This is a genomic window from Arthrobacter senegalensis (assembly GCF_059091765.1).
Genome location: NZ_JBNHGZ010000002.1, coordinates 712748 through 738712, shown reverse-complemented (window position 1 = coordinate 738712; position 25965 = coordinate 712748). Strand labels below are relative to the sequence as shown.

Genomic DNA, 25965 nt, shown 5'->3' with positions numbered 1-25965 from the left:
CCGGAGGCACAATGGGACTCAGCTCCCCCACGCATACAGACGACAGTGATGTCGCGCCCACACCCGCTGCAGAAACACGACGCGGATCCTTGCCAGGGGCAGGGGCGGGCCGCATCTCCGGCAAGGCCGGAAACGAACTCAAGCGCGGGCTGAGCAGCCGGCACCTGCAGATGATCGCCATCGGCGGTGCGATCGGCACGGGGCTGTTCGTGGCCTCGGGCGGCACGATTTCCCAGGCGGGTCCCGGCGGAGCCTTGGCCGCCTATGCGTTGGTCGGACTGATGGTGTTCCTGCTGATGCAGTCGCTGGGCGAAATGTCGGCCAAGATTCCGGTGGCCGGTTCCTTCCAGACCTTTGCGACCCGTTTTGTCTCGCCGTCCTTCGGGTTCGCGATCGGCTGGAACTACTGGTTCAACTGGGCCATCACGGTGGCCGCCGAGCTGGTCGCCGCCGGAATCATCATGGACTTCTGGTTCCCGGGAGTCCCGGGCTGGGTGTGGGCCGGGATTTTCCTGCTTGTCTTGACCGGGCTCAACGCCCTCTCCGCCAAGTCTTTCGGGGAGTCGGAGTTCTGGCTCTCCCTGATCAAGGTCGCCGCGGTGGTGCTCTTCCTGATCGCCGGTGTGTTGATGATCGTCGGCATCCTTGGGGACAACTCCCCGGGCCTGAGCAACTGGGAGAACCGCGATGATGTGTTCCACGGTGGTTGGGTCTCGATCATCTCGGTCTTCATGATTGCCGGGTTCTCCTTCCAGGGCACCGAACTGGTGGGCGTGGCCGCGGGCGAAGCCAAGAACCCGCGCCGCGAAGTGCCGAAGGCCATCCGCACCGTCTTCTGGCGCATCATGCTCTTCTACATTGGCGCCATCTTCATCATCGGCTGCCTGATCCCGTTCACCGATCCGAGTCTGCTGGCCTCCGGCGAGGCCGATGTCGCAGTGTCCCCGTTCACGCTCGTCTTCTCGCGCGCCGGGATTGCCTTCGCGGCGGCTCTGATGAACGCGGTGATCCTGACCGCCATCCTCTCGGCGGGCAACTCCGGCCTATATGCCTCCACGCGCATGCTTTACGCCATGGCCCATGACGGCAAGGCCCTGAAAATCTTCCGACGTACTAATGCGCGCGGCGTGCCGATTCCGGCGCTCCTGGCCACCGCGGCCGTGGGACTCTTCGGGTTCCTCTCCGCGATCGTCGGCCAGGGCGCGGCCTACTCCTGGCTGCTGAATATGTCAGGCCTGTGCGGTTTTATCGTGTGGGCGGGAATCGCCATCTCCCACTACCGCTTCAGGCGCGGCTTTCTGGCCCAGGGCAACAAGGTCAGCGACCTGCCGTACAAGGCCTCCCTGTTCCCCGTCGGCCCGCTGCTGGCCTTCGCCATGCTGGTCCTGGTGATCGCCGGACAGAACTACGAGGCCGTGCTGGCCGGACGGGGCATGGAGGTGCTTTCCTCCTACATCGGGCTGCCGGTCTTCATCGCCCTGTGGCTGGCCCACCGCCTCATCACCAAGTCCACGATGGTGCCGCTGCTCGAGATGGACCTCCAATCACCGGAGGACCTCGAGGACGAACCCGCCGGCGCCACCCGGTGACCCTGCTGCCCCGGAGTTACCCAGGCGCAGCGGGGCGCCGCCGGTAGCCAAGCGCTGCGGGGCCCCGGCCGTAGCCGCTCGCCACGTGATGCCCGGCAGCTGCCGGGCATCACCCGCTCGGCGCCGGGGCGGGTTCCTCGGCGGGGGCAGGCTCCTGGGCGGGCGCTGGTTCGGGCTCGGGCGTGCCGGTGGGCATCGGTGTCGGGGACGTCATCGCCGTACCGGGGTCGGGTTCTCCGGCGGGTGTCTCTGCCGGGGCCGGCGGCTGGACGCTGCCGGTGTCCGCCGGAGGTGTTGCCTCCGGCTGCGAGCCCGGGTCCGAGGTCGGCTGGGTGTTGGACTCCGCGTCGGTGTCCGTGCCGGTGCCGGTGCCTGCGCCGGCGCTGCCGTCACCGATGGCGGCGTCCTGTTCGATGATGCCGAGGATGCGCATCTTGTAGTCGTTCAGCCGGGCCTGGATTTCGTCCAGGGGGACGTCTTCGAGCGACCGGCCGTAGGCCGCAATCTCCTCCCACAGGGTTCCCAGTTTCTCCATGCCGGCGTCGCTGAGCGGGCCGTCCAGGGTAAGGACCAACTGGCTGGCGAGCGCGTAGGTGAGGCACTCGACGCAGTTGTAGTTGGCCGCCGCCGAGAGGTTTTGGGGGACGACGACGTCGGCCTGGCCGAGGATCAGGACAACCTGGAAGCCGACGGCGACGGCGGTGCAGCCCCGGCAGGAAGCGAAGGCGTAGGCCTCGTTCGTGGCGTCTACCGGCCCGTCTTCGGCCCAGACCAGGGCGAAGGCGACGTCGTAAACCACGGACCCGTCCTCAACGTTGACGGCCAGGGCCTGGTTTCCGTCCTCCCCGGGGGCCAGCGGTCGGTCGAACGGGAAGACCCAGGCCGGCGGTGTTCCGGCGCCGGCGTCGGTACCGGTGGTGCCGGAACCGCCGTCGTGCTGTAAATCCTCACCGGTGTCCGCCGTAGCGGTCTCCTGGTGCCCGGCCTGCAGGTCGCGGGGAACGAGGACCATCGCCAGTTGGGGCTTCTCCGCCGTGGGCAGATCGCTGCCGGAGGGCCACGCCGCCACCGTTTGCCCTGCGCCGCCGTCGGCCAGCCCCGCCGGTGACATCGGGGCGAAGGAAGCCGCCGCATCGAACAGGGTTCCGCGTTCGTAGGGCTGCACCGGACGGTAGGCGCCGTCGTCGGGCCACCAGGCACAGGCCAGGCCGGCGAGAACGGCCGCGGCGGCGGCCATGGCGGTCACCCGGCGGAGGGGCCGGCCACGGGTTTTCGCCCAGGCCGCCGCGCCAAGCTGGCGGGCCATCCGCAGCAGGATGTAGGCAATCCCGAGAACGGGAAGCGCGACGGCGGTAATCGCCAGGACGCGCACGGCCATGCCGGCGACGTCGCCGTCGGAACCGGCAGCGGCCAGCAGCCTTTGTTGATCCACGATGCTGGCCCAGGCCGTCCCCAAAATCCGGGGAAGCGAGACCACCATCATGGCCAGGCAAAACAGGAGCAGCGGAACCGTGACCAGGACCCAGGCGGTCACGACGGCCCGGGCCCAGGGCTTGAGCAGCTTGGGTTCGGGATCGGACCACCGCCAAGGCAGCAGCCCCAGCAGGGTGGGCTTGATCCGTTGGAACAGGTCGGGAACCCCGGTTGCGTCGGCGAGAATGTGATACCCGTCGAAGCGGACCAGGGGCAGCAGTTGGCGCACCATCTGCAGTATCTGGGTCACCACCACCAGCAGCAACGCGTCGAAGCCGGTGAGCCACCAGACGCCTATCGTGCCCACCACAACGATGGCGTTAAAGTACAGGCCGCCCAGATCCGTGCGGAGCCGGCCGCCGCGCCCCAACCGGTAGGAATCGGTGACATCGGTGTAGAAAGCGGGCCAAATCAGGTACAGGCCCACGCCCATGGCTCCCGGGGTTGCGCCGCCGCGGCGCGCGCCGGCGGCATGGCCGAACTCGTGGAAGCCGGCCGAGAGGATGGTGATGGCGAACACCAGGAGCAGCAGCCCGGGGTTGGCGAAGGCTTGGTGCGTTGCCGAGCCGAGGCCCTTGACCATGAGCACCCACCAGCACGCCGCCAAGAAGGCCAAGGTCACGGGCAGGGCGATCAGCGGATGGAACAGGACGGCGAATGGAGCGGTCAGCTTCCGGGTCAGCGCGGGATCCGTGACCGTGTAGCGGAAGCGCATGCCCAGCAGCGGGCTGGCCTTTTTGACGTCGGGCTGCGAGCCGTCCGCGAGCCGCAGCAGGCCCAGCGGCAGCAGCTGCTTTTCGATCAGGGTCTGCACGTTTCCGGCAGTGATCAGCCGGCCGGACGTCTCGCCGGCGTGTTCGGCTATCTGGTCGAGGCCCCGGACGCCGTCGACGCCCTCCAGGACCGCATACAGGAGCGGGGTGAGCTGGAGCGTCTGCCCGTCCGCGCGCCGGACCAGCGCGGGCGGCTCCCGGTAGCCGGATCCCCGTGCCGGTCCGAGGAACTGCACGCCCTCGGCCAGGGCCGGGACGTCAACCGAAGGGGCAGCCGGCCGGCCGCCGGGCAGCGGGTCGCTCGTGGCCGGCGGCCGGCTCGGACTGATGCTCATTCAGGGACTATTGTTCGAGATCGGACTGCTGGCCGGCGCTGGCCTCGGCGCTGCCGTCGATCTGCTGGTTGATGATGGCGTCCTGCTGCGCCACCGCGACGGCGTTGCTGTCGATCGAGCCGATATTCGCGGCCACCGCGGCGTCGATCGGCGCGGCAACGTTGGCGTTGGCGGCCACGGCGCCGTTGATCGGGGCGGCAATATCGGCGTCCGCGGCCAGATTGACGTTGACGTTGAGCAGGTTCCCGTCGAGGGTCGACCCAAGGCCTTCAGTGGATCCGGTGTCGGGCAGGGTGCCATCGGGAAGGGTCCCGTCCGGCAAAGTCCCGTCCGGCAGGGTGCCATCCGGCAGCAGCGCAGGGGCAGTTGCCTCCTGCCCGGTGGCCTCCTGGGCAAGCCCGGAATCGCCGACGGCGGCGCCCGTCCCGGCAGCGGAACCGGCCGTTGCCCCGGCGTCCTCCACGGTGTCATTGCCCTGGTCGATGGTGCTGTCCTGGGTGGACTCGGCGGTCGCGTCGGCGGTGATGCCCTGGTTGATGATGACTCCCTGGTCGGACAGGGCCTGCGCCGTGGAGCCGGCCGAGAGGAGGTTGGCCGAGGCGGCGGCATCGATGGGGGCCGCGACGTTGGCGTTCGCCGCTACGGCCAGGTCGATCGGCGCGGCCGCATCGATGGCCAGGTCGAGATCGGCATTGAGATCCAGGATGGACGCGACTTCCTTGTCCGGCAGCGCGGTCCCGGACTGCGATTCGAGCTCCTCCGGCGATAGCGGCGTGCGTCCCATGTCGTTGCTCATCAAAATCTCCGTCTCCGGCGCAGAGCGCCATTCGTTCCAACCCGTTGGCGAAACCTGTCGATTCTTGTCAACGGCCCGGCGGTACCGGCGCCTTGGTCATCAGCCTTCCTCTCGAGGACATCAACGCAAAGCATACTGATGAATCCATTCATTGTGTAGGCATCGGCGTTCTCCAGGACGCGCAGCGGCGCACGCGACCCTGGATGTGCCGGGACGGGAGTGGCTGCCGGCAGGACCATCGGAGAGCGGCGGCCCGTGAGATCGGAGAGTGGCGGCCGCCGGGACCGGAGAGTAACGGCCGGCGGGACGCGACCTCGAATTGGCGGCCGGCACAACCCTGGATCGGCGACAGGGCCTAATCTCTGGCGCCGCAATTTGGGATCCCACGGGCACTGTGTGTAGGGTGTGAGGCGAATCACCCACAACTGAATGCCTTTCGAACCGTGGCGGGAGAGTCCTCTCCGCACACCATCCGGGCAGGCGCCGTAGGAGCAAATCCTCCCCAGGAATCTCTCAGGCCCATGTACCGCCGCGGCTAGGCAACTCTGGAAAGCAGTCAGGCAGCAGCCTGGCTCACCGACGGTGCAAGCGGAACACACTCCGCGGAATCTCTCAGGTCAAATACAGAGCGGGGAGGAACCCCAATCCCAGCCGAGCCCTCGGGCCGGCCCGATCTTGGAGTTCCTCATGACTTCCTGTCTGCAGCGGCGCGTCCTTCGCAGACATTCAAATACTTGGTTGCCGGCCCTGGCCCCACCTTGATCCCCGCCCCGTCGTTCCCGCTGTGCCCGGCGCCCTGATCCTCGAGCCGAGGAGTCCGGAGATCTGGCGGCCATCGACCGCTTCATCGAAGCCATGATCGCCGTCCGCACGTGCTTCCGCGCACGAAGCGTCACGGCAAACAAAAACGGGTGCATGGCAGGGACCGAGGCGGCCTCCTCTCCTCTCCTCAACAAAAGCGTGTTAAGAAAGGCATCACAGTGAGCAAAGTCAACGCCGAACTACGATACTCCGCGGAGCACGAGTGGGTGGCCGCCGACGGTTCCGGCCCGTCCAGGATCGGCGTTTCTGCCGTGGCAACCGAGGCGCTGGGCGACATCGTGTACGTGGATCTCCCCGAGGTCGGTACCGTCGTGACGGCCGGCGAGACCTGCGGTGAAATCGAGTCCACCAAATCCGTTTCGGACCTCTACTCTCCGGTGACCGGCGAGGTCATCGAAGTCAACGGCGACGCCGTGGCCGATCCCGCCGTGATCAACGATGACCCCTACGGTGCCGGCTGGCTGTTCACCGTCCAGGTGTCGGAGGAAGGCCCCCTGCTCTCCGCGGAGGAGTACGCCTCCGCCAACGGTGGTGAAGTAGCGTGAGCGCGGCCATGGCGGCGGTCGCCAGCACCAGCCTGAACGTGGACCTGGGTGTCCTCGATCCGGAAATCGCCGCCCAGATCGACAACGAGCTGCGCCGCCAGCAGTCCGGGCTGGAGATGATCGCCTCGGAGAACCACACCCCCGTCGCCGTCATGCAGGCGCAGGGCTCGGTGCTGACCAACAAGTACGCCGAGGGTTACCCGGGGCGCCGGTACTACGGCGGCTGCGAGCACGTTGACGTGATCGAGCAGCTGGCCATCGACCGGGTCAAGGAGCTGTTCGGCGCCGGTTTCGCCAACGTCCAGCCGCACTCCGGTGCGCAGGCGAACGCCTCGGTGATGCACGCCATGATCAAGCCCGGCGACACGATCCTGGGCCTGAACCTGGCCCACGGCGGGCACCTGACCCACGGCATGAAGATCAACTTCTCCGGCAGGCTCTACAACGTGGCCGCCTACGGCGTCTCCGAGGAGGACCACCGGGTCGACATGGCGGAGGTGGAGCGGCTGGCGCACGAGCACCAGCCGCAGCTAATCATCGCCGGCTGGTCCGCCTACCCGCGCGAGCTCGACTTCGCGGAATTCCGGCGGATCGCCGACGCCGTCGGGGCGTACCTGATGGTGGACATGGCGCACATCGCCGGCCTGGTGGCCGCCGGCCTGCACGCCAGCCCGGTGCCGCACGCGCACGTGGTCACGTCCACCACGCACAAGACGCTGGCGGGCCCGCGCGGCGGCATCATTCTGACCAACGAGGCGGACATCGCCAAGAAGATCAATTCCGCGGTGTTCCCCGGCCAGCAGGGCGGGCCGCTCGAACATGTCATCGCGGGCAAGGCCGTGGCGTTCAAGGTTGCCGCCTCCGAGGAATTCGCCGACCGCCAGCAGCGCACGCTGGCGGGCGCACGGATCCTGGCCGAGCGGCTGTCGCAGCAGGACGTCGCGGAGAAGGGCATCACGGTGCTGACCGGCGGCACCGACGTGCACCTGGTCCTGGTTGACCTCCGCAATTCCGAGCTGGACGGCCAGCAGGGCGAGGACCTGCTGGCGACCATCGACATCACGGTCAACCGCAACGCGGTGCCGTTCGACCCGCGGCCGCCCATGGTCACCTCCGGCCTGCGCATCGGCACGCCGGCGCTGGCCACCCGCGGCTTCGGCGACGCGGCGTTCCGCGAGGTCGCGGACATCATCGCCGAGGCCCTCATTGCCGGGCCGGCCGCTGACCTGTCCGGCCTGAAGACCCGGGTGGAGGCACTGGCCCAGGCGCATCCGCTCTACCCTGACCTGGCACAGGTTTCCACGCCCACCGAAGGGCACTGAGGAGCCATCATGGCCGTAGGCGTCTTCGACCTCTTTACCGTGGGCATCGGTCCCTCCAGTTCGCACACCGTCGGCCCGATGCGGGCAGCCGCCGTCTTCGCCGGGGAACTGGTGTCAACCGGTGTGCTGGACCGGGTCGCCGGGCTGCGGGTGGACCTCTACGGATCCCTCGCGGCCACCGGCCGCGGCCACGGCACGTTCACGGCGGTGATGCTCGGGCTGGAAGGTTTCCAGCCCGAGCAGATCCTCCCGGACGACGTTGAATCCCGGCTGGCAGAGATGGCCTCGGCCGGCGAGCTGCAGTTGTGCGCGCGGGTCGAGGGCTCGGCCGGACGGGCCCTCGACTACCGGGTCGAGGACATGGTGCAGCATCCGCTCACCGTGCTGCCCCGGCACACCAACGGGATGAAATTCCAGGTGACCGACGACGCCGGCGCCGTCCTTCACGAGGCGACGTTCTTTTCCGTGGGCGGCGGCTTCGTGGTCCGCGACGGCGAGGAAGGTGCGGCGGCCCGGGAGCCGGATGCCGCCCAGGAGCCCCTCCCCTACCCCTTCCGGACGGCGGCGGAACTGCTGGAACACTGCCGCAACACCGGCCTGGGCATCAGCGACATCATGATGCTCAACGAGAAGGCGTCGCGCTCCGAGGCGGAGATTCGTGCCGGCCTGATCCACATCTGGCAGGTGATGGAGGACTGCAAGGACTCCGCCATCAGGCGCGAAGGTGTCCTGCCCGGCGGGCTGAACGTCCGCCGTCGGGCCCCCGCCTGGCATGAGCGGCTGCGCAAGGAGGACAAGGACCGGGACCACAAATACTGGCAGGAATGGGTCAACCTGGTGGCCCTTGCGGTGAACGAGGAGAACGCCTCGGGCGGCCGCGTCGTCACCGCACCGACCAACGGAGCGGCCGGCATCATCCCCGCGGTCATGTTCTACGCCACGCACTACGCGCCGGGCATGGACAAGGCGACGCAGGCGGACAAGGAAGACGTCATCGTGAAGTTCCTACTGGCGGCCGCCGCCGTCGGGGTCCTCTACAAGGAGCAGGCCTCCATCTCCGGCGCCGAGGTCGGCTGCCAGGGCGAGGTGGGCTCCGCGTCCTCCATGGCCGCAGCGGGACTGGCCGAGGTGATGGGCGGCAGTCCAGCGCAGGTGGAAAATGCCGCCGAGATCGCCATGGAGCACAACCTGGGGCTGACCTGCGACCCGATCGGCGGCCTGGTGCAGATCCCCTGCATCGAACGCAACGCCATCGGCGCCGCCAAAGCCGTGAACGCAGCCAAGATGGCGCTCTGGGGCGACGGCACGCACCGCGTCTCGCTGGACGAAGTCATCATCACGATGCGCGAAACCGGCAAGGACATGAGCTCCAAGTACAAGGAAACCGCGATGGGAGGCCTGGCCGTCAACGTCGTCGAATGCTAGGCGCGCCCGGTCCGGCTAAGCCCCGCGGGCGCCGGTATTGCGCCCCCGTATTCACTGTCCCTTTTCGGTGTGGCCCTTAATGTCGATCAGGTGCTCCTCCATGGCATCGAAGGCCCCGTCGCCGTCGCGCGCCAAGACAGCCTCAAAAATGCGGCCGTGCCACATCACAGAGCTCCGGACGCGTTCCAGCGTCAGGAATTCGTCGGCACGCGAGGGGGCCATCAGGTCATTGGACATCGCCAACAATTCGGTCAGCAGCGGGTTCAGGGACAGCCGGGCCAGTTCCGCATGGAAGTCCAGATCGAGTTTTCTTAATTCCGCGTTCGAGGGCTGCGTGCGGCCCGCCTCTTTGGTGGCCGCATCGAGGATCGACCGCAATTTGGACACCTGGCCACGCGCCCTGATGGCCGCCCGCTTGGCGATCCCCGGTTCGATGACAAGGCGGAGATCCATGACGTGATTCATCGGGTCACCGGCACCGGCGCTGCCGGCCAGCGACGAGGAGCCGAAGGCCAAAAGCGGTTCGTCGGCTACGTAGGTTCCGCTGCCGGGGCGGCGATACAGCAGGCCGACAGCCTCGAGCTCGCGCAGGGCCTCCCGCACCGTATTCCTGGACAAGCGGTAATTCTCGGCGATTTCCCGTTCGCTCGGAAGTTTAGCTCCGGGGCTCAGGGTGCCGTCCTCAATCCGGGTCCGAATTGCCTCGGCGAGAACGTCTACGCGATCGCTGAATACCAATAAGGGCTCCTGCCTCAGGCTGCGCATATTCGTCCTCTCTATGGGTACCGGTTAGCGGGTTTCCCCCTGACCGCACAAGTTCCGGCAATTGAAAGTGTATTTCGCGGCCCCACACCTTGTGGTTTAGTGACTCACCTCACTATGCTACCCAAAGTGGTCCAACCACCCTACCGGTTCTGTGAACTAGCAGAGGAAGCCCCAGCAATGAATCAAGCAGCAATCTCAACGCCGCACCATCTGGCCACGGAGGCCGGGTGGGCCGTTCTTCAGTCAGGCGGAAGCGCGGTCGACGCCGCCATCGCCGCGGCCGCCGTCCTGTCCGTCGTCTACCCGCACAACTGTTCCATCGGCGGCGATCTGGTGGCGCTGGTGAAGGAACCCGATGCAGAGCCTGAGTGCGTGCTTGCCGTAGGCCGTGCCCCCGGTGCCGGCCGCCTGGCGGACATGAGGGATCGGTTTGGCGAGAAGATGCCTGCCCGGGGACCGGCGACCCTCACGGTTCCCGGAGCCCCCGCCGGCTGGCAGCACCTGCATGAGCGGTACGGACGGCTGGCGCCCTCGACCCTTCTCGAAAAGGCGGCGGAACTCGCCGGCGGCTATCAGCTGTCCCGGTCGGTGACGATGGCAGCGGTCAAAGCAGCAGCTGCCGGCGGAATAAGTGCCGACCTGGTCTCCGCGTTGTTTGGCTCCTCGTTTGAGCCGGGCAAGCGCGTGTCGAACCCGGCACTGGCGGAAACGCTGCGCCGCATGGGTTCGGAGGGGTTTCAGGAGTTCTACCGGGGCACGACGGGCGAGTCACTGCTCTCGTTCATGCAGGGCCACCGCGCCGAATTCAGTGCCGACGACTTCGCATCGGTCGTCCCGGTCACCGCCGCGCCGCTGTCACACCGCGGCGAAAGCCACACCGTGTACACCAGCCCGCCGCCCACCCAGGGCTTCGCACTGATCCGGCTGCTGGAGAACCTGGCCGCGGCCACGGGCCACGCGGTGACCTCGCCGGATGTCGTCGAGGCCATGCAGGTCAATGCCCGGATCTGCAACCACCTCCGGGACAACGTCCTCAGCGAAGACTCCGAACCGTACTTCTACCGCGATTACGGCCTGGAGGACCTGCCGTCATCCGGAACTCCCGCACTCGCCTCGGCCCGGGCCGACGGAGACACGGTCGGAATTTCGTGCGTGGACAGCACGGGGTTGAGCGTGTCCTGGATCCAGAGCCTGTACTCGGCCTTCGGCTCGTACCTGATGGATCCGGCTACCGGCGTCATCCTGCAGTGCCGGGGCTCTATGTTCTCGCTGAACGACACGCAGCCGAACGCCTTCCGGGGCGGAGCCATGCCGCCGCACACGCTGATGCCGGTCATGGTGACCGATGAGCACGAACGCATCCGCTATATCCAGTCGACCATGGGTGGCAAAGCCCAGCCGCAGATCCACGCCCAGGTGTTGCTGAGGCAGTGGGCGGGCGAATCGCCGGCGTCTGCGCTGCTGGGCCCGCGCTGGATGATCGTGCAGGACGACCAGGGTGCCGATGTGGCTGTCATTGAGCAGTCCGTGGATGCCGGGACGCGGAGGCACTTGGCGGATAGTCTCGGCCGAACCCGCATGGAGCCGGACTTCACCGACGGGCTGGGGCACATGCAGCTGGTCACGGTGGATTCCGCCGGCGCCCCGGTCGCGGCCAGCGATCCCCGATCGGACGGATCCGGACGCTACGGACCGCTCGGATGACGCTGACGGAAAGGCGCCCGGCAAAGAGTGCCCGGCGCGGCTGGCTGCTTCCCGATCCGCTCCTCTTGACGGTGCTCTCGTTCGGCACGGGCTTCCTGGATGCCCTGACCTACCTCGGACTGGACCGCATTTTCGGTGCCAACATGACCGGAAACCTGATTTTGGTGGGGATCGGGCTGAGCGGGGACTGGGCCGAATTGATCCACCCGCTGGTCGCCCTCCTCGCGTTCTGCGTCGGATGCATGGTGGCGGGCTTGTGCAACAGGCTGCTGGAGGCAAAAAAGCGGGGATCCCCGGCCCCACGGATGCTGTTCCTCACCACCGGGGTGCTTCTGGCCGTGAGCACCGCCCTCGCTTTCATGAATGGGAGCGGATCTTTGGGACTGGTCATCACCGCCCTCATCGGGGTGGCCATGGGTTGCCAGAGCCTCGCCGCGAGACTTCTGGCGGTCCCCGAGATCAACACCGTGGTCGTCACCTCCACCCTCTCGCAATTCTTCGCCGAGGCCGGAGCGGGCCGAACCTGGCGCAAACGGCGTGTTTCGGCACGCCAGCTGGCAGCCGTTGGAAGCATGCTGGGCGGTGCCATCGTCGGTGCGGCCGTCGTACCCTTTGCCGGCCTCACGGCCCTCGCCGTTCCCACCGCCCTGGTTCTCCTGATGGCTCTTTTCTGCCGGCGGCTGAAACCCCAGGCGTCCTGACACCTGCCCGCTGCGAGCCCGATCGAGAAAGGGGAAAGAACCAGAGGCTGCCCTGACGGAACAAGCCTCACGTCGATTGCACCAATTCTTCCAAGAACAGGAAATCCAAATGTCTGAGTACAACGCGCCAACCGGAGCGGTGAACCACGCCGACCGGATTGACGACGACGGCGGCAAGCCCGCCAAATGGAAAATTGTCGGCCCGGGCTCGTCGTAGCGGCCACCGGCGTGGGGGCAGGGGACATGGTCGCCACCCTGGTGGCCGGCACCCAATTCGGTTACCAGCTCTTCTGGGCCGTCATCGTCGGTGTCGTCATGAAGATCGTCCTGGTCGAAGGCGCCGGACGCTACACCCTGGCTACCGGCAAGACCATCTTCGAAGGCTGGCTGACGCTCGGCCGCTGGACCACGTGGTACTTCGGCCCGTACATCATCATTTGGGGCTTCGTCTACGGCGCCACCGCCACCTCCGCGGCAGCGCTGCCGTTGGCCGCCATGTTCCCGGTGCTCCCGCTATGGGCGTGGGCCATCCTGAATAGCCTGGCCGGCTTCGTCATGATCTGGTTCGGCAAGTACGCCACCTTCGAGAAAATCACCGCAGTGCTGGTCGGTATCATGTTCGTCACCGTCGTGGGCCTGGCCATCATTGCCGTTCCCAACATCCCCGAAATGCTCAAGGGGCTGATCCCCTCGATCCCGGCCGAAGGCGGCCTCCTGTCCACCCTGGCCCTCGCCGGCGGCGTCGGCGGCACCATCACGCTGGCAGCCTACGGCTACTGGCTGCGTGAAAAGGGCTGGTACACCCCCAAGTGGATGCGTGTCATGCGCATCGATAACTCCATGGCCTACGTCATGACCGGCATCTTCGTCATTGCCATGCTGATCGTCGGCGCGGAGGTCGTCCGCTCGGCCGGAGTCTCCATCAGCGGGAGCGATGAAGGCCTGCTGGATCTGGGCAACGTCCTCAACGATCGCTACGGCGAGGTCGTCGGCACCACCTTCCTGATCGGCTTCTGGGCGGCGTCGTTCTCCTCCATCATCGGCGTCTGGAACGGTGTGTCCCTGATGTTTGCCGACTTCTGGGGCCACATGCGCAAGAAGCCCTCCGGCCATCCGGACACCCGCATTGGGGGCAAGTACTTCAAGTTCTATGTGCTCTGGCTGACCTTCCCGCCCATGCTGCTGTTTATCATGGGCAAGCCGATCGCGCTGATCCTGGCCTACGGCGTCCTTGGCTCGCTGTTCATGCCGTTCCTTGCCCTGACGCTGTTGGGCCTGCTCAACGGCAACCGCGTGCCCAAGGCGTGGGCCAACCGCCTGCATACCAACATCGCGCTGGGCATCTGTGCCCTGCTGTTCGGCGTTCTCGGTATCCAGCAGTTGGTCAAGTCGATCGCCCCGCTCCTCGGCGGCTGACACCCAGGCGAGGTGGGTCAACGGCTGCACAGGCCCGCGGGCGCACCCGGCAGGATAGCTGCCCGGCCACCAGCGCAGTCCCGAGGCAAGGACGCCTCGGCAGCCATGGGAAGAAGTTATATGTACGGAAGGCCCGCAACGTCGCGGGCCTTCCGTCTCCCTTTGGTAATGCTCCGGCAGCCGGTTGTTCGGATCGCAACCGCTGTTTGCCTGTTAGGCAAGCCAGCGCCGCCAGCGTGACTGCTCCGGTTCCGGCGTTGGTTCCGGCTCCGGCTCCTCGCCCAAGGCCAGCGCGGCCTCGACGATGTCGTCCTCGGTGAGCGTCATGACGGCCTCACGATCGAGCGCATCGAGACTTCGGTCCTCGTCCAGCGACAGCCGCAGCGCCTGGCGGTTGAGCGCCTGCTCGAACAGCGTGCGGGCAAACCGTGCGTTGCCCGAGTCCTCGCCCGCGTGGAGCCCGGTGAAAATGCGGCGCAGCATCTGGTCCGCACCCGGCTCCAGCATGTACTCGTGTTGGGCAAGCATCTGGTGGAAGATCGTCTGGAGTTCGTCGATGGAGTAGTCGGGGAACGTGATCTCGCGGGCGAATCGGGAGCGCAGTCCGGGGTTCGAGAGCAGGAAGGACTCCATCAGCTGCGGGTACCCGGCCACAATCACGACGAGGCGGTGGCGGTAGTCCTCCATCCGCTTGAGCAGGACCTCGATCGCCTCGGGGCCGAAGTCCGCCCGGCCGTCCTCCGGGGCCAGCGCGTAGGCCTCATCGATGAACAGGACGCCGTCCAGCGCACGCCGGATCACCCGGTCCGTCTTGATGGCGGTCGCGCCGACGTACTGCCCCACCAGGCCCGAACGGTCGACCTCGACCAGATGGCCTTTCTGCAGTAGACCGACCGCGCGGTACATCTCGGCCAGGAGTCGCGCCACGGTGGTCTTGCCCGTGCCCGGGTTTCCAAGGAACACGAGATGCTGTGATGTGGCCACCTCCGGCAGGCCGTGCGCCTTACGGCGGGCCTGGACCTGGAGCAGTGCGACGAGGGCCCGCACCTGTTCCTTCACGGTCCCCAGTCCGACCAGCGTGTCGAGCTCGGCCTGCACCTCGGACAGCGGCCGGGCCGGCCCGGGCCTCGCACCGATGCGATCACCGACCAGGTCGTCGACGCGCTCCGAACCGTGCAGCTTGAGCTGATCGGCCAGATGGCCGATGGTCTCGCGCAGGTCGTCGAGCGGATTGCGGCTGGGAGCCATGCACTCACTGTAGTACCCGGTTCCCGACCGGGGAGCGGTTGGCCTCACGAGTATCCCCCTTTGGCCGTAGTTCACGCGACACCGGGTCTCCGTTTGATATGCGGGCACTGGCCGGAGAACAATGAGCAGTGCCATACAAGTGGCCGCAATGGAGGAGCATGGTTATCTAAGTCGCATTCCTTCCCTGCTCAGGGCCGAACCCTGCGCCTCGGCCTGACAGTCTCGCAAGCCGGCCGCACACCGCGACAAAGATGAGCGGGAACTTATGAACGCCATGTCCACCAAGGTTCATGTATGTCCCGTTAGCGGATGCTTCATCGAGACACTGCCGGGACATACTCACGGTTATCGGCGGATTACTTTTCGGTCCATGTCCGGGATGCGTACAGGGTAACTCCGCACTTGCAGCGGTAGGTGCGGAGCCGGGCGGGCCGGTCCTGCCCGGGCTCCCCGTCCGGCACGGAGGGCAGGATCACGAGAAGCTGGGCGTACCGGTCGCCTGCCAACAGACCCGAAAACAACCGGCAACGGACCTGAGGACCGGCTTTGAAACCTTCACCCGGTCAGGGAGAGTCGTCGAGCCGGGTTACTCGTAGTCGTAGAATCCTTTCCCCGTGGCAAGTCCCAACCGGCCCTTGTCGATGAAGTCGCGTTTGAGGATATTCGCGAATTCCCGGAGTTCCGGGTCCTCACTATGGGTGTTGAGGTTGTATGGGGTTTCCATGCCGATGATGTCGTGGATTTCGAAGGGGCCGAAGGGTGCGCCCGTGGCCCTGCGCCAGGTCGCGTCGATGACCGCTACGTCGGCGACGTCCCGTACGTAGAGCTTCGCGGCCGAGGTCAGGAACGGAACCAGTAGCGAATTCAGGATGTATCCAGGCTGTTCCTTCTTCAGCTTAATGGGGACCATGCCGATCTCCTCGGCGAATTCAGCAACGGCGTCCAGGTACTGCGCGGCAGTGCCCGCATGTCCCATGATTTCGCCGGTGTTCAGGCGCCAGACCTCGTTGGCAAAGTGCAGTGCCAGGAATCTTTCCGGACGGCCCGTGGCATCTGCGATGTCACTGGGCAGGAGCGTTGAAGAGTTCGTAGCGAACACCGTGTTCGTGGGTGCCACTGCTCCGGCCTTCGCCCAGACATCGCGCTTAATCTGCAGAACCTCGGGGACCGCTTCAATGACGATCTCGGCGTCCTTCAGGGCATCGGTCAGGTCGCTGGAGGTGCGGATGCGTCCGACGGCGGCATCGAGCTTTTCGGCGGTGGCTTCGGGCAGATCGCGCAGGTAGAGCGGCTTGAGGTATTCCCAGCGGACAGCCAGTTTTGCAAGTATCTCGTCGCTGAGATCGTAGGCGACGACATCTTTGCCCCGATAGGCGGCCTGAAAGGCGATCTGCGATCCGAGGACACCTGTGCCGAGCACGGTGAGGTTTTGCATGGTTTCTCCTTGTCGTGGGTGGCTGTGCAGGTTCAGTCAGCCGGGGCGTTGCCTGGGCGTGGTCAGCGGGAGATCAGGGGGTCAGAGCGCCTCGAAGAGGCCTGCGGCGCCCATGCCACCGCCGATGCACATGGTCACCACGGCGTACTTTCCGCCGCGTCCCCGGGTGGCGTGCAGTGCGTGCCCGGTCATGCGGGCGCCGCTCATGCCGTATGGGTGGCCGATGGAGATCGCTCCGCCGTCGACGTTGAACCGTTCCGGGTCGATACCCAAGGTGTCGCGACAGTGCAGGGTCTGGGAGGCGAATGCTTCATTGAGTTCCCAGAGGTCAATGTCGTCGATGGCCAGCCCGTGCCGGGAAAGCAGTTTCGGAACGGCGGTGACCGGGCCGATGCCCATCTCGTCGGGTGCGCAGCCGGTGACGGCGACACCGTGGAAGATGCCCAGCGGTTCAAGGTCACGGCGGGAAGCCTCGGTGGCGTCCATGAGGACCACGGCGGCGGCCCCGTCGGAGAGTTGGGAGGCGTTGCCAGCGGTGACGCTGAACCGGCCCGGGTGCTTTCCGTCCCGGTCCAGGACCGGGCTGAGTTCGGCCAGAGTCTTAGCAGTGGTGTTGGGTCGGTTGCCCTCGTCGCGGGCTAATGTCCCGGCCGGGGCGGTGGCGTTCCTGTCCGGGTGTTGGGACAGTGGGACGATTTCGGCGTCGAAGGCCCCGCGTTGTTGGGCTGCGGCGGTGCGCCGCTGGGACTCGGCGGCGTAGTGGTCTTGGGCCTCGCGGGAGATCCCGTAGCGGTCGGCGACGAGTTCGGCAGTTTCGAGCATGCTGGAGTACAGGCCGGGAACATTGGCTTTCAGCCAGGGGTCATGGGCACGGTGGGTGTTGAAGTGTTGGTTTTGCACCAGGGACACGGACTCGGCTCCGCCGGCGACGATAATGTCGGCGTCCCCGGCTTCGATCATGCGGGCTCCCAGAGCGATGGCCATGAGTCCAGAGGCGCACTGGCGGTCCACCGTCATCCCGGGCACCGTGTCCGGTAGGCCGGCTCGCAGGGCGGCCTGCCGGGCCAGGTTCATTCCCTGGCTGCCCTGCTGCAGGGCTGCGCCCAGGATGACGTCGTCGATTTCGGCGGGGCCAAGCCCGGCACGCCGGACCGCGTGCTCGATAGCGTGGCCGGCCAGTGTCTGGGCCGGGGTGTCGTTGTAGGCCCCCTTGTATGCCCTGCCGATCGGGGTGCGGGCGTAGGACACGAGGACGGTTTGGCGCACGGTGGCTCTCCTGATGGGTTTCGCGGCGGGTGGATGTCGGGCGAAGGCGTTTCAGACGAAGGCGGAGATTCCGGTGAGGGCCCGGCCGACGATCAACGTGTTGATCTGGTGGGTGCCTTCAAAGGTGTAGATCGCCTCGGCGTCCATGAAGTGCTTCATCACTTTGTTTTCCAACTTGATGCCGTTGCCGCCGAGCACTTCCCGGCAGTGGGCGACGGTCTGGCGGGCCTGGGAGGCGGCCATCAGCTTCACCAGGGAGGCGTGTTCCTCTTCCAGTGCGTCCCGGTCGGCGAGTCGGGCGGCCTGGACCAGCGCCCCCAGGGAGGAGGTGATGTTGATTTCGGAACGGACGAGCAGGTCCTGCACGAGTTGGAACCGTGCCACGGGGCGGCCGAACTGGTGGTGGCCCATGGCGTGGGCCAAGGCCGCGTCGAAGGCACCGATCGCATTGCCCAGTGCCGTCCACCCGACCTCCAGCCGCGTGGATTTCAGCACTTCGGAGATCTGCCGGAACGAGCTGACCCCAGGCAGCCGCGCGGTGTCCGGGATGCGGACGTCGGTGAGGGTGATGTGGGCGTTCTGCACGGTGCGCAGGCTGTACTTGCCTTCGATCTTCTCGGCCAACCATCCCGGGGTGTCGGTGGGGACGATGAAACCGAGGAAGCGGCCGTCTCCGCCTTGCTCCTTCGCCCACACGATGGCTTGGTGGCCCCAGGTGGCGTTGCCGATCCATCGTTTGGCACCGTTGATCACCCAGCCGGCTCCCTCCCGGCGGGCCGTGGTGGTCATGCCGCCGGCGATGTCGGAGCCTGAGCCCGGTTCGGTGAGCGCGAACGCGCCGATCAGTTCGCCGGTGGCGACGGCCGGCAGGATGTGGGCCTGTTGGGAGGGTGAGCCGAAGCGGCGCACCGACAGGGCGAACAACGAGCCGCTGACCCCTACGAAGGTGGCCAGGGAGGCGTCCTTGCGGGCGAGTTCTGCGGTGAGCATGCCGCGCAGCAGGTGGCTGGGTTCTTGCCCGGTGTGCAGGTGCCGGCCCAGTTGGCCGGATTCGGCCAGTGACTGGACGAGTTCGACCGGAAATTCCGCGTTCTCCCAGGCACGGTTCAGCGCGGTGTCATCCACGCCGGCCAGATAGGAACGGAAGTCTTCCAATACTGCTTGCTCCGCGGGATCCAACAATGTCTCAAAGAGCAGCAGGTCGTGGGACTGGACGGTGGTTGTGGCGGACAGGCTCATCGGGAAACTCCTTGGCGGGTGCGCAGATCGGTTTTCAGCAACTTGCCGGTGGAGGTGCGCGGCATCTGTTCGATGAACTCGATCTGCTTGGGGATTTTGAACCGGGACAGGGCAGGCGCGACGGCTGCGCGGATGTCCTCGGCCGTGAGCTCAGCGCCGGCTTCGGGCACGATGAAGGCTTTGCCGACCTCGCCCCACTGCTCATCGGGTACTCCGATGACGGCGGCTTCGGCGACACCGGGCACGTTCAGCAGGGCGGACTCCACCTCCGCCGGGTACACGTTCTCCCCGCCCGAGACGTACATGTCCTTGTACCGGTCCCGGATCCAGTAGTAGCCCTCCTCGTCCCGCACCGCTGCGTCCCCGGTGCGGAACCAGCCGTCGGCAAACGCGGCGGCGGTGGCCTCGGGGCGCTGCCAGTACTCGCGGATCACATTCGGTCCCACCGTCTGGATCTCCCCGATTTCCCCGGGGGATGCCGGCTCGCCGTTCGGGGCGATGAGGCGGACATCGACAAGGAACTGCGGCTTGCCGGCCGATCCGGCCTTGCGGATCCCGTCCTCGGCGGCAAGCTTGAGCACCGCCGGGGCGGTTTCGGTGAGGCCGTAGCCCTGCTGGACGGCCACGCCCCGCGCGGCCCACGCCCGCAGAATGCGTTCGGGCACCGGGGCCCCGCCGACGACGATGGTGCGCAGCGAGGACAGGTCGGTCTGGCTGAACAGGCGGTGGTGGGCCAGGGCATCGAGCATGGCCGGGACGGCGAACAGGCTGGTCACCCCCCGGCCCTGGATCGCGGAGAAGATCGCTTCAGGTTCCACGCGCCGGTGCACCTCGATTGTTCCGCCCTTGAGGAACGTTGGCAGCACGAGCCCGTTGAGTCCGGCGATGTGGAACAGAGGGGCTGCCGCCAAGCACACCTCGTCTGGGCGTATGTCGTTTTCGATCAGGACGTTGATGTCATTGAAGAACAAGTTTCCGTGGGTCAGCACGGCGCCCTTGGGGCGCCCGGTGGTGCCGGAGGTGTACATCAGCACGGCCGGATCATCGAGACCGCAGCAGGCTTCCGGCACCGGGCGAGCTTCCTCTTCCGGCATCTGCCCGTAAGGTGTCCCCGCGCCGGTGCCATCGACGTCGACCAACAGACGGGCGGGTATCCTCCCGGCGATCATTCTTGCTGCTTCTGCCTGCTCTTGGCCGAAGAACAGCAGAGCGGCGCCGCTGTCTTGCAGGATGTACTCCGCCTCTGCCGGCGCGAGCCGGGCGTTGACCAGCACGCAGATTGCTCCAATCCGAGTGGTGGCGAACAGCGTCTCTAGGAGTGCCACATTGTTTGCTCCCCAGTAGGCCACCCGGTCACCCGCATGGACGCCCTGATAGGCCAACCAAGCGGATAGCGACTCCACCCGATCGGCGAACTGTGCGAATGTCAGCTCCGTTCCCTCGAAGACCAAGGCCACGCGGTCTGGACTGAGCATCGCCCGTCGACGAGGCCAGGATCCGAGCCCCAGGTTTTGAAGACTCGACATGTCGTATGTTCCTTTCGGTTTGCTGACTGGGCGCCGGACACCCGGAAAAGAGGCGCGGGACGGCGATCGTGCGCTTTGGGCGCTTATACAGCGCCTTCGCCAACGGGCGCGAGCCGGGCTGGTGTATCGGCCCAAAAGCCGGTGGTCAGGTCGGCGAACTCCTTGGCCCGCTCGATCTGCGGCATGTGCCCGACGTTGGGCATGGCGTGTGTGCGGGCGTGCGGCAGGTGTTCGCCGGCGGCGGCGAGATGGGCGAACGGGAAAATATTGTCCTGCTCTCCCCAGATGACCAGGGTCGGTACACGCTGGGCGGCCAAGCCTTCCATGAGCTCCTTGCGCCAGGCCTCATTGGTACCGCGGAACGTGCCGAGGGCTGCGGCGGTGTCCAGGAACACGCGGCTCGCGTGTGGTCGGGAGGCCAGACGGTATCCCAGCTGCACCCGCTCGTCGGTGACCTGCGCCGGGTCGTTGAAGAGGCTGAGTTCCAGCCGGCGTGACGAGGCGGGGCTGGGCTTGCTCAGCAGCATCTTGCCTAGCGGCCGGACTGACATCAGACGGACCGGCAGTGCGACCTCCCTGCCGAAACCGGCGCTGCCGGCGAGTACGAGGCTGCGCACCCGCTGGGGCGCGTCCACGGCTAGCTGCATGGCGACGGCACCGCCCAGAGAGTTGCCCACTATGTGGGCGGGTTGGGTGATGCCCACCGCGTCCAGGAAGGCGCCGAGGAAACGGGCCAGAGCGGGCAGTGAGTATGGCTCGCTCAGCGGTTCGGACCCACCGTAGCCTGCCAAGTCGACGCTGATGAGGCGGTACCCCTGACCAGCAATCAACTCATGCTGCTCGTTCCAGTCCTCAAGGCTGCGGCCTATGCCATGCACCATGACGACAGGGGTTCCTTCCCCCTCATCGCGGTAGCGGACCTGCCCGCCGTTTACTGCAACCGTTTGCGTGGCGGGAGCGTAGAACGCCTCCACTGATGACTCCCCGGCTGCCCGCCGCCGTTGAAAGCTCATGCTCCCGTCCTCCAGTTGACGGCCGCTTAGCAGCCGAATGTCCTTCATGTAGTTCTGGTGCAACCGCCAAGGCACCTGCGTGCCCTGCTTGGCCATCCCGTCCACTCCACGCCGGATGTAGCCGGCGTCGAGGTCCAGGAAAGGGCGTGGGGTCTCGCCGAAGGGGGTGAGCGGGGTGGCGGAAACGTAGCCGTTCGCGTCCAGATGTTGCAGGAGGCGGCATGCATACCGACTGACCAGGTCAGCCTTCAGCGTCCAGGAGTTGTTCGTGTAGCCCGTGACCATGCTCAGGTTGGGCACTCCTGAGATCATCGTGCCTTTGTAAGCAAACCGCTCGCCGACGTCGACCTTCTCGCCGTCGACGCTCAGAGTCATGCCGCCCAGCCATTGAAGGTTCAGCCCGGTAGCAGTCACGATGATGTCTGCGGGCAGGTCCTCGCCCGATTCAAGTACGATCCCGTCCTTGTTAAGAGTGCGGATTCGCCCGGTGGCAATCGATGCTTTGTCACCCCGCAGTGCCGTGAACAGGTCCCCGTCCGGGACCGCGCACAAACGCTGGTCCCAGGGGTTGTAGGGCGGGTTGAAGTGCGTGTCGACGTCGTAACCGGCGGGGAGCAACTTGACTGCATCCTTGCGGATCTTGGCGCGAACCATGTCCGGGTTTTTGCGGCTCAGTGTGTACTTCAGGTGCAGGTTCAGCATGTTCTTCCACCGCAAGGCGGGATATGCCACGGAGGCCGGCAGCACGCGTCTCAGCACATCGGCCAGCGGATCGACAGCCGGCACCGATGCGATGTACGTGGGGGTGCGTTGCAGCATGGTGACGTGCGCTGCCTTCTCCGCCAGGTTCGGTACCAGTGTCACGGCTGTGGCGCCGCTGCCGATGACGACGACGCGCTTGCCCGCGTAGTCCAGGTCTTCGGGCCAGTGCTGCGGGTGCACGATCTGACCGCGGAAGCGCTCCTCGCCCTCGAACGCCGGCCGGTAGCCTTCGTCGTAGCGGTAGTAGCCGGTGGCGCCAATAACCCAGAGGGCCGTAAAGACAACTGATTCCCCGGTATCGGACCGTTCGGCGGTAACCGTCCAGCGTCCGTCGGCGGTAGACCACTCCGCACACAAGACCCGGTGGTGGAAGCGGATGTTCCCGGTGATTCCGTATTCCTCGGCAGTCTCCTCGACGTACCGTTTGATCGATGCCCCGTCAGAGATTGCCTTCGGCTCCGTCCATGGCTTGAAGGCGTAGCCGAAGGTGTACATGTCCGAATCGGAGCGGATACCGGGGTAGCGGAACAGGTCCCAGGTCCCGCCGATGGCGCCGCGCGACTCCAGGACGGCATACCGCTTACCGGGACACTCCCGAACCAGATGGGCGGCCGCACCGATGCCCGACAGGCCCGCACCTATGATCAAAACGTCTACATGCTCTGTGGCCACGGCCATCGTCTCTCCTTTGAAGCGGGTGCTCGGAACGGTTTCCCAATGCGCGGTACCGTCCACGCGGGCTAGAGCCCGTATGATCTAGGACACACGGTATGTCTGTTGCAGGGCCGGGCGCATGACTGCCCGTGCAGCCGGCCTTGCCCGTCTGTGCAAGTCTGGGCGTCCGCCGCGAAGCCTGACCTTGGGGCCGGCAGCGGACGGCAAGTCCCGTGAGGGTGTTGAAGGAGACGATCCATGACAAAGGTGCAGACCTGGTCCACCGACCTCTTGCCGGAAAAAGCCCGGTTCGAAGCGTGGGCGGAGAAGATGCGCGCGCTGCACATGGACTGGGACCTCTCCACGCCGGTCGAGGATACCTATGCCGCCCGTATCCGCTACCGGGGGGCCGGGAACCTCAACGTCGCCGACGTGCGCTGCGCGGCGTTCGGGGGTCAACACGCCCCTTCATCAAACACCCCTGACGTCGTGGGCATCCAGCTGCAGCTCAGTGGGCGGCTGACGTGCACCTATGGAGATGACCGATTCACGCTCAATCCAGGCGACCTGTTCCTCTGGGACAGCGACCGAAAAGGCACCTTCGACAGCGTTGGGCAACACCGTCAGCTGTCGCTGCTCGTCCCGATGGCGCGGGTCCCGCAATCCATCGCATCGATGCTCGGGAGCAGTCGTCCCCTCGCCGCGCGGCCCGGAGCCGGCGCACTTTCCATTGCTGCAAGCCAGATCCGCGCAATCGCCCGCGAGCTGGACCACCTCAGTGATGATGCCCTGCACCGGACGGTGAACGGGCTCCTCGATCTCCTCGACACCGCGGTGGCCCCCGCCCAAGGCACAGCCTCCGGGCAGCGCGCGCAGCTTCTCGCGGACATCCAGCAGTACATCCTGGAGCGGCTCGACGACCGGCAAATGTCTGTCAGCTCCATCGCAGCCGCCCACTGGATCTCGGTGCGCACCCTGCACCTCATCTTCTCCGAGTCGGGGACACCGGTGGCACGATGGATACGCCAGCAGCGGCTGGAGCGCTGCCGCCGCGATCTGGCCGGCGCCTCGGGCTCCACGACGGTCACCGCTGTCGCCTTTCGATGGGGCTTCAGCGACACGGCCCACTTCAGCCGCGCGTTCAAGCAGGCCTTCGGCGTCCCGCCGACGGCGGTCATGCCGCGGCCGGAGTAATACAGTGGCATTGATGGTGCCACCGGCACATCAACGCCACCTTTCAATGGACTAGCCGCCCTGCCGGCCTAAATCCCACAAAGGCGTCGCGGTCCTTGATCCCGGGTGCCACCTCGCACCGTTGGGCCCCAAATCAGGACGAGCAGGCAGCGGCCACCACGCACCGGGGCGTCCGGGTCACTGATACAGCGGCTCTCCATTTCCGCCGTTCAGCCGCCTGGCCCTAACAACGAGACGTCGATCCACTCGAGTGTGTGCCCGCAGCCAGGTCAAAATGGCACTGATTGTCATGGCCCCTGCACTCACTGACAAGCGGATTGCGCCACGCGCAAATAAGACTGGAGCATCAGTTGTAAGTGAGCTGCATCACCGCAGAGTTTGGGAGGCCAAAGATGGCAGCAGAGTTGGATTTCATCGTCATAGGTGCGGGATCGGCCGGGTCCGTCCTCGCACGCCGGCTCATCGACGCCGGCAAGCGCGTGGCCGTGCTGGAGGCCGGCGGCGAAGACACCAACCCGGTGATCGCCGACGTGTTCGCGGCCGGTGCACTCTGGCACGGGCCGGAGGACTGGGACTACTACACCACGGAGCAGGAGGGGTGCGCCGGCCGGCGACTGCACCTGCCGCGCGGGAAGGTCACCGGCGGCTCGCACGCGCTGAACGCCACTATCTGGGTCCGCGGCGCGAAGCAGGACTACGACACGTGGGCCTACCTGGGCTGCCCGGGCTGGAACTGGGACGAGGTCCTGCCTGTCTTCAAGGCGATCGAGAACTACGACGGCGGGGCCTCCGACACGCGCGGCGGTTCCGGCCTGCTCGACGTCGTTAAGGACTTCCCACGCAACCCGGTCCAGGACGACATCCTCGAAGCCGCGCAGGAAGTCGGGGTGAAGCTCAACGAGGACTACAACTCGGGCGACGTCGAGGGCGTCTCCAAGATGCAGCTCAACGTCCGCAGCGGCAAGCGCTTCAACACCTGGCACGCCTACCTCAAGCCCGTCATCGGACATGAAAACCTCACGCTCATCACCGGCGCCCACGTCCGCCGGCTGCTGATCCAGGACGGCACCGTGACCGGCGTCGAGTACGAAAAGGACGGCCGGCTACTCACCCTGGCGGCGGCAGAAACCGTCCTCGCAGCCGGCGCGATCAACTCACCGGAACTGCTGCTGCGCTCGGGCATCGGGCCGGCCGACGAACTGCGCAGGGCCGGCATCGAACCCGTGCTGGACCTGCCCGGCGTCGGGAAGAACCTGCACGACCACCTGCTCTCGCCGGTCATCTTCACGACGACAAAGAAGGAAGTCCCGCCCTCGCAGGTTGCCGCCGCGGAGACCCACCACTTCTGGAAGAGCAGTCCGGACCTGGCCGTGCCGGACACGCAGCCGATCCACTTCTCCCTTCCGATGTACTTCCTCGACGACATGACCGGCCCGGAGAACGGCTTCTCGCTCATCGGCGGCATCGTCCGCCCGCTCAGCCGCGGCGAAATCACGCTCTCCGGCCCCAACCCGGAGGACCCGATCCGGATCGACCTCGGTGCGCTGAGCGCCGAAGAGGACGTCCGCGCCCTGGCCGCCTCCGTCCGCCAGTGTCGCGAAATGGGCCGCACCACCGCCCTGACCGAATGGGGCCCCGAAGAGATCTACCCCGGACCGGAGTACTCGGACAGCGACGAGGACCTCGAGCGCTACGTCCGCGAAACCGCCGTGACCTACCACCACCAGGTCGGCACCTGCAAGATGGGCCTGGACGAACTCGCCGTCGTCGACCCGCGCAGCCTGAAGGTCCGGGGCCTGAACGGCATCCGCGTCGCCGACGCCTCCATCATGCCGCTGGTGCCCACCGGCAACACCAACGCCCCGTCCGTACTCATTGGCGAAAAGGCCGCCGAATTCATCACCGGCCACCACTTCGGCGTCGCAGACACGCAGAAACCGCAATGACATTGGGCTGGGTCAG

The 25965-nt window shown here is 66.4% G+C and carries 17 protein-coding genes, 1 pseudogene and 1 riboswitch; of the genes and pseudogenes, 9 read left to right on the top strand and 9 right to left on the bottom strand.

Annotation, left to right across the window (positions count from 1 at the left end):
* Window positions 1-11: 11 nt before the first annotated feature.
* Window positions 12-1589, top strand: coding sequence for an amino acid permease (locus AC5RVG_RS08815; RefSeq protein WP_494013541.1), 1578 nt, complete (start codon window positions 12-14; stop codon window positions 1587-1589).
* Window positions 1590-1698: 109 nt separating this feature from the next.
* On the opposite strand, the gene AC5RVG_RS08810 is transcribed toward AC5RVG_RS08815, so the two are convergent.
* On the bottom strand, window positions 1699-4170 hold the full coding sequence (locus AC5RVG_RS08810; RefSeq protein WP_494013540.1) for a hypothetical protein: 2472 nt from the start codon (window positions 4168-4170) through the stop codon (window positions 1699-1701).
* Window positions 4171-4177: 7 nt separating this feature from the next.
* Window positions 4178-4966: a peptidoglycan-binding protein gene (locus tag AC5RVG_RS08805; RefSeq protein ID WP_494013539.1), complete on the bottom strand. Its 789-nt coding sequence runs from the start codon at window positions 4964-4966 to the stop codon at window positions 4178-4180.
* Window positions 4967-5403: 437 nt separating this feature from the next.
* A riboswitch (glycine riboswitch) is annotated at window positions 5404-5505 on the top strand.
* A 441-nt stretch (window positions 5506-5946) separates the two neighbouring features.
* Here AC5RVG_RS08805 and gcvH point away from each other — a divergent pair.
* The 3 genes from gcvH to AC5RVG_RS08790 are packed head-to-tail and all read left to right on the top strand — an operon-like array spanning window position 5947 to window position 9080.
* The gene (gene gcvH, locus AC5RVG_RS08800) at window positions 5947-6333 is read left to right on the top strand and encodes a glycine cleavage system protein GcvH (RefSeq protein WP_493989946.1); all 387 of its coding nucleotides are present in this window, start codon (window positions 5947-5949) and stop codon (window positions 6331-6333) included.
* A gap of 8 nt (window positions 6334-6341) precedes the next feature.
* Window positions 6342-7655, top strand: coding sequence for a serine hydroxymethyltransferase (gene glyA / locus AC5RVG_RS08795; RefSeq protein ID WP_494013773.1), 1314 nt, complete (start codon window positions 6342-6344; stop codon window positions 7653-7655).
* Window positions 7656-7664: 9 nt separating this feature from the next.
* Complete coding sequence (locus AC5RVG_RS08790; RefSeq protein WP_494013538.1) at window positions 7665-9080, top strand: L-serine ammonia-lyase; 1416 nt, start codon at window positions 7665-7667, stop codon at window positions 9078-9080.
* Between the two features lie 51 nt (window positions 9081-9131).
* Here the strand turns inward: AC5RVG_RS08790 and AC5RVG_RS08785 are convergent, their stop codons facing one another.
* The gene (locus AC5RVG_RS08785; RefSeq protein WP_494013537.1) at window positions 9132-9818 is read right to left on the bottom strand and encodes a FadR/GntR family transcriptional regulator; all 687 of its coding nucleotides are present in this window, start codon (window positions 9816-9818) and stop codon (window positions 9132-9134) included.
* Window positions 9819-10022: 204 nt separating this feature from the next.
* On the opposite strand from AC5RVG_RS08785, the gene AC5RVG_RS08780 reads away from it, so the two are divergent.
* The 3 genes and pseudogenes from AC5RVG_RS08780 (at window position 10023) to AC5RVG_RS08770 (ending at window position 13666) form a co-directional block, all read left to right on the top strand.
* Window positions 10023-11549, top strand: coding sequence for a gamma-glutamyltransferase (locus AC5RVG_RS08780; RefSeq protein WP_494013536.1), 1527 nt, complete (start codon window positions 10023-10025; stop codon window positions 11547-11549).
* Window positions 11546-12250 carry a YoaK family protein gene (locus AC5RVG_RS08775; RefSeq protein WP_494013535.1) on the top strand — a complete coding sequence of 235 codons (705 nt, stop codon included), beginning with the start codon at window positions 11546-11548 and terminating at the stop codon, window positions 12248-12250. The genes AC5RVG_RS08780 and AC5RVG_RS08775 overlap by 4 nt, the downstream gene beginning before the upstream one ends.
* A 109-nt stretch (window positions 12251-12359) precedes the next feature.
* Window positions 12360-13666 (top strand): annotated as a pseudogene (locus AC5RVG_RS08770) (Nramp family divalent metal transporter).
* Window positions 13667-13879: 213 nt separating this feature from the next.
* Here AC5RVG_RS08770 and AC5RVG_RS08765 read toward each other — a convergent pair.
* From AC5RVG_RS08765 to AC5RVG_RS08740, 6 genes are all read right to left on the bottom strand, one after another.
* Window positions 13880-14914 (bottom strand): AAA family ATPase, encoded by a 1035-nt coding sequence (locus AC5RVG_RS08765; protein WP_494013534.1) that lies wholly within the window; start codon window positions 14912-14914, stop codon window positions 13880-13882.
* Window positions 14915-15500: 586 nt separating this feature from the next.
* Complete coding sequence (locus tag AC5RVG_RS08760) at window positions 15501-16349, bottom strand: 3-hydroxyacyl-CoA dehydrogenase (protein ID WP_494013533.1); 849 nt, start codon at window positions 16347-16349, stop codon at window positions 15501-15503.
* A gap of 81 nt (window positions 16350-16430) precedes the next feature.
* On the bottom strand, window positions 16431-17615 hold the full coding sequence (locus AC5RVG_RS08755; protein WP_494013532.1) for a thiolase family protein: 1185 nt from the start codon (window positions 17613-17615) through the stop codon (window positions 16431-16433).
* Window positions 17616-17666: 51 nt separating this feature from the next.
* A complete protein-coding gene (locus tag AC5RVG_RS08750; protein ID WP_494013531.1) occupies window positions 17667-18854 on the bottom strand; it encodes an acyl-CoA dehydrogenase family protein in 1188 nt (395 codons plus the stop codon).
* Window positions 18851-20380, bottom strand: a complete 1530-nt coding sequence (locus AC5RVG_RS08745; protein ID WP_494013530.1) for an acyl-CoA synthetase — start codon at window positions 20378-20380, stop codon at window positions 18851-18853. Before AC5RVG_RS08745 ends, AC5RVG_RS08750 begins: the two co-directional genes overlap by 4 nt.
* Before the next feature lie 83 nt (window positions 20381-20463).
* The gene (locus tag AC5RVG_RS08740) at window positions 20464-22833 is read right to left on the bottom strand and encodes an alpha/beta fold hydrolase (protein WP_494013529.1); all 2370 of its coding nucleotides are present in this window, start codon (window positions 22831-22833) and stop codon (window positions 20464-20466) included.
* A 234-nt stretch (window positions 22834-23067) separates the two neighbouring features.
* On the opposite strand from AC5RVG_RS08740, the gene AC5RVG_RS08735 reads away from it, so the two are divergent.
* Entirely contained in the window at window positions 23068-24003 is a 936-nt protein-coding gene (locus AC5RVG_RS08735; RefSeq protein ID WP_494013528.1) for a helix-turn-helix domain-containing protein, read from the top strand.
* A 392-nt stretch (window positions 24004-24395) separates the two neighbouring features.
* Window positions 24396-25949, top strand: a complete 1554-nt coding sequence (locus AC5RVG_RS08730; protein ID WP_494013527.1) for a GMC family oxidoreductase — start codon at window positions 24396-24398, stop codon at window positions 25947-25949.
* The last annotated feature ends 16 nt before the right edge of the window (window positions 25950-25965 follow it).

Excerpts from the sequence above, each read along its gene's own strand:
- AC5RVG_RS08790 (WP_494013538.1), top strand. The coding sequence starts at position 7,665 with ATGGCCGTAGGCGTCTTCGACCTCTTTACCGTGGGCATCGGTCCCTCC.
- AC5RVG_RS08815 (WP_494013541.1), top strand. The coding sequence starts at position 12 with ATGGGACTCAGCTCCCCCACGCATACAGACGACAGTGATGTCGCGCCC.
- AC5RVG_RS08760 (WP_494013533.1), bottom strand. The coding sequence starts at position 16,349 with ATGCAAAACCTCACCGTGCTCGGCACAGGTGTCCTCGGATCGCAGATC.
- AC5RVG_RS08805 (WP_494013539.1), bottom strand. The coding sequence starts at position 4,966 with ATGAGCAACGACATGGGACGCACGCCGCTATCGCCGGAGGAGCTCGAA.
- AC5RVG_RS08750 (WP_494013531.1), bottom strand. The coding sequence starts at position 18,854 with ATGAGCCTGTCCGCCACAACCACCGTCCAGTCCCACGACCTGCTGCTC.
- AC5RVG_RS08735 (WP_494013528.1), top strand. The coding sequence starts at position 23,068 with ATGACAAAGGTGCAGACCTGGTCCACCGACCTCTTGCCGGAAAAAGCC.
- AC5RVG_RS08740 (WP_494013529.1), bottom strand. The coding sequence starts at position 22,833 with ATGGCCGTGGCCACAGAGCATGTAGACGTTTTGATCATAGGTGCGGGC.
- AC5RVG_RS08730 (WP_494013527.1), top strand. The coding sequence starts at position 24,396 with ATGGCAGCAGAGTTGGATTTCATCGTCATAGGTGCGGGATCGGCCGGG.
- glyA (WP_494013773.1), top strand. The coding sequence starts at position 6,342 with ATGGCGGCGGTCGCCAGCACCAGCCTGAACGTGGACCTGGGTGTCCTC.
- AC5RVG_RS08745 (WP_494013530.1), bottom strand. The coding sequence starts at position 20,380 with ATGTCGAGTCTTCAAAACCTGGGGCTCGGATCCTGGCCTCGTCGACGG.
- AC5RVG_RS08775 (WP_494013535.1), top strand. The coding sequence starts at position 11,546 with ATGACGCTGACGGAAAGGCGCCCGGCAAAGAGTGCCCGGCGCGGCTGG.
- AC5RVG_RS08810 (WP_494013540.1), bottom strand. The coding sequence starts at position 4,170 with ATGAGCATCAGTCCGAGCCGGCCGCCGGCCACGAGCGACCCGCTGCCC.
- AC5RVG_RS08780 (WP_494013536.1), top strand. The coding sequence starts at position 10,023 with ATGAATCAAGCAGCAATCTCAACGCCGCACCATCTGGCCACGGAGGCC.
- AC5RVG_RS08765 (WP_494013534.1), bottom strand. The coding sequence starts at position 14,914 with ATGGCTCCCAGCCGCAATCCGCTCGACGACCTGCGCGAGACCATCGGC.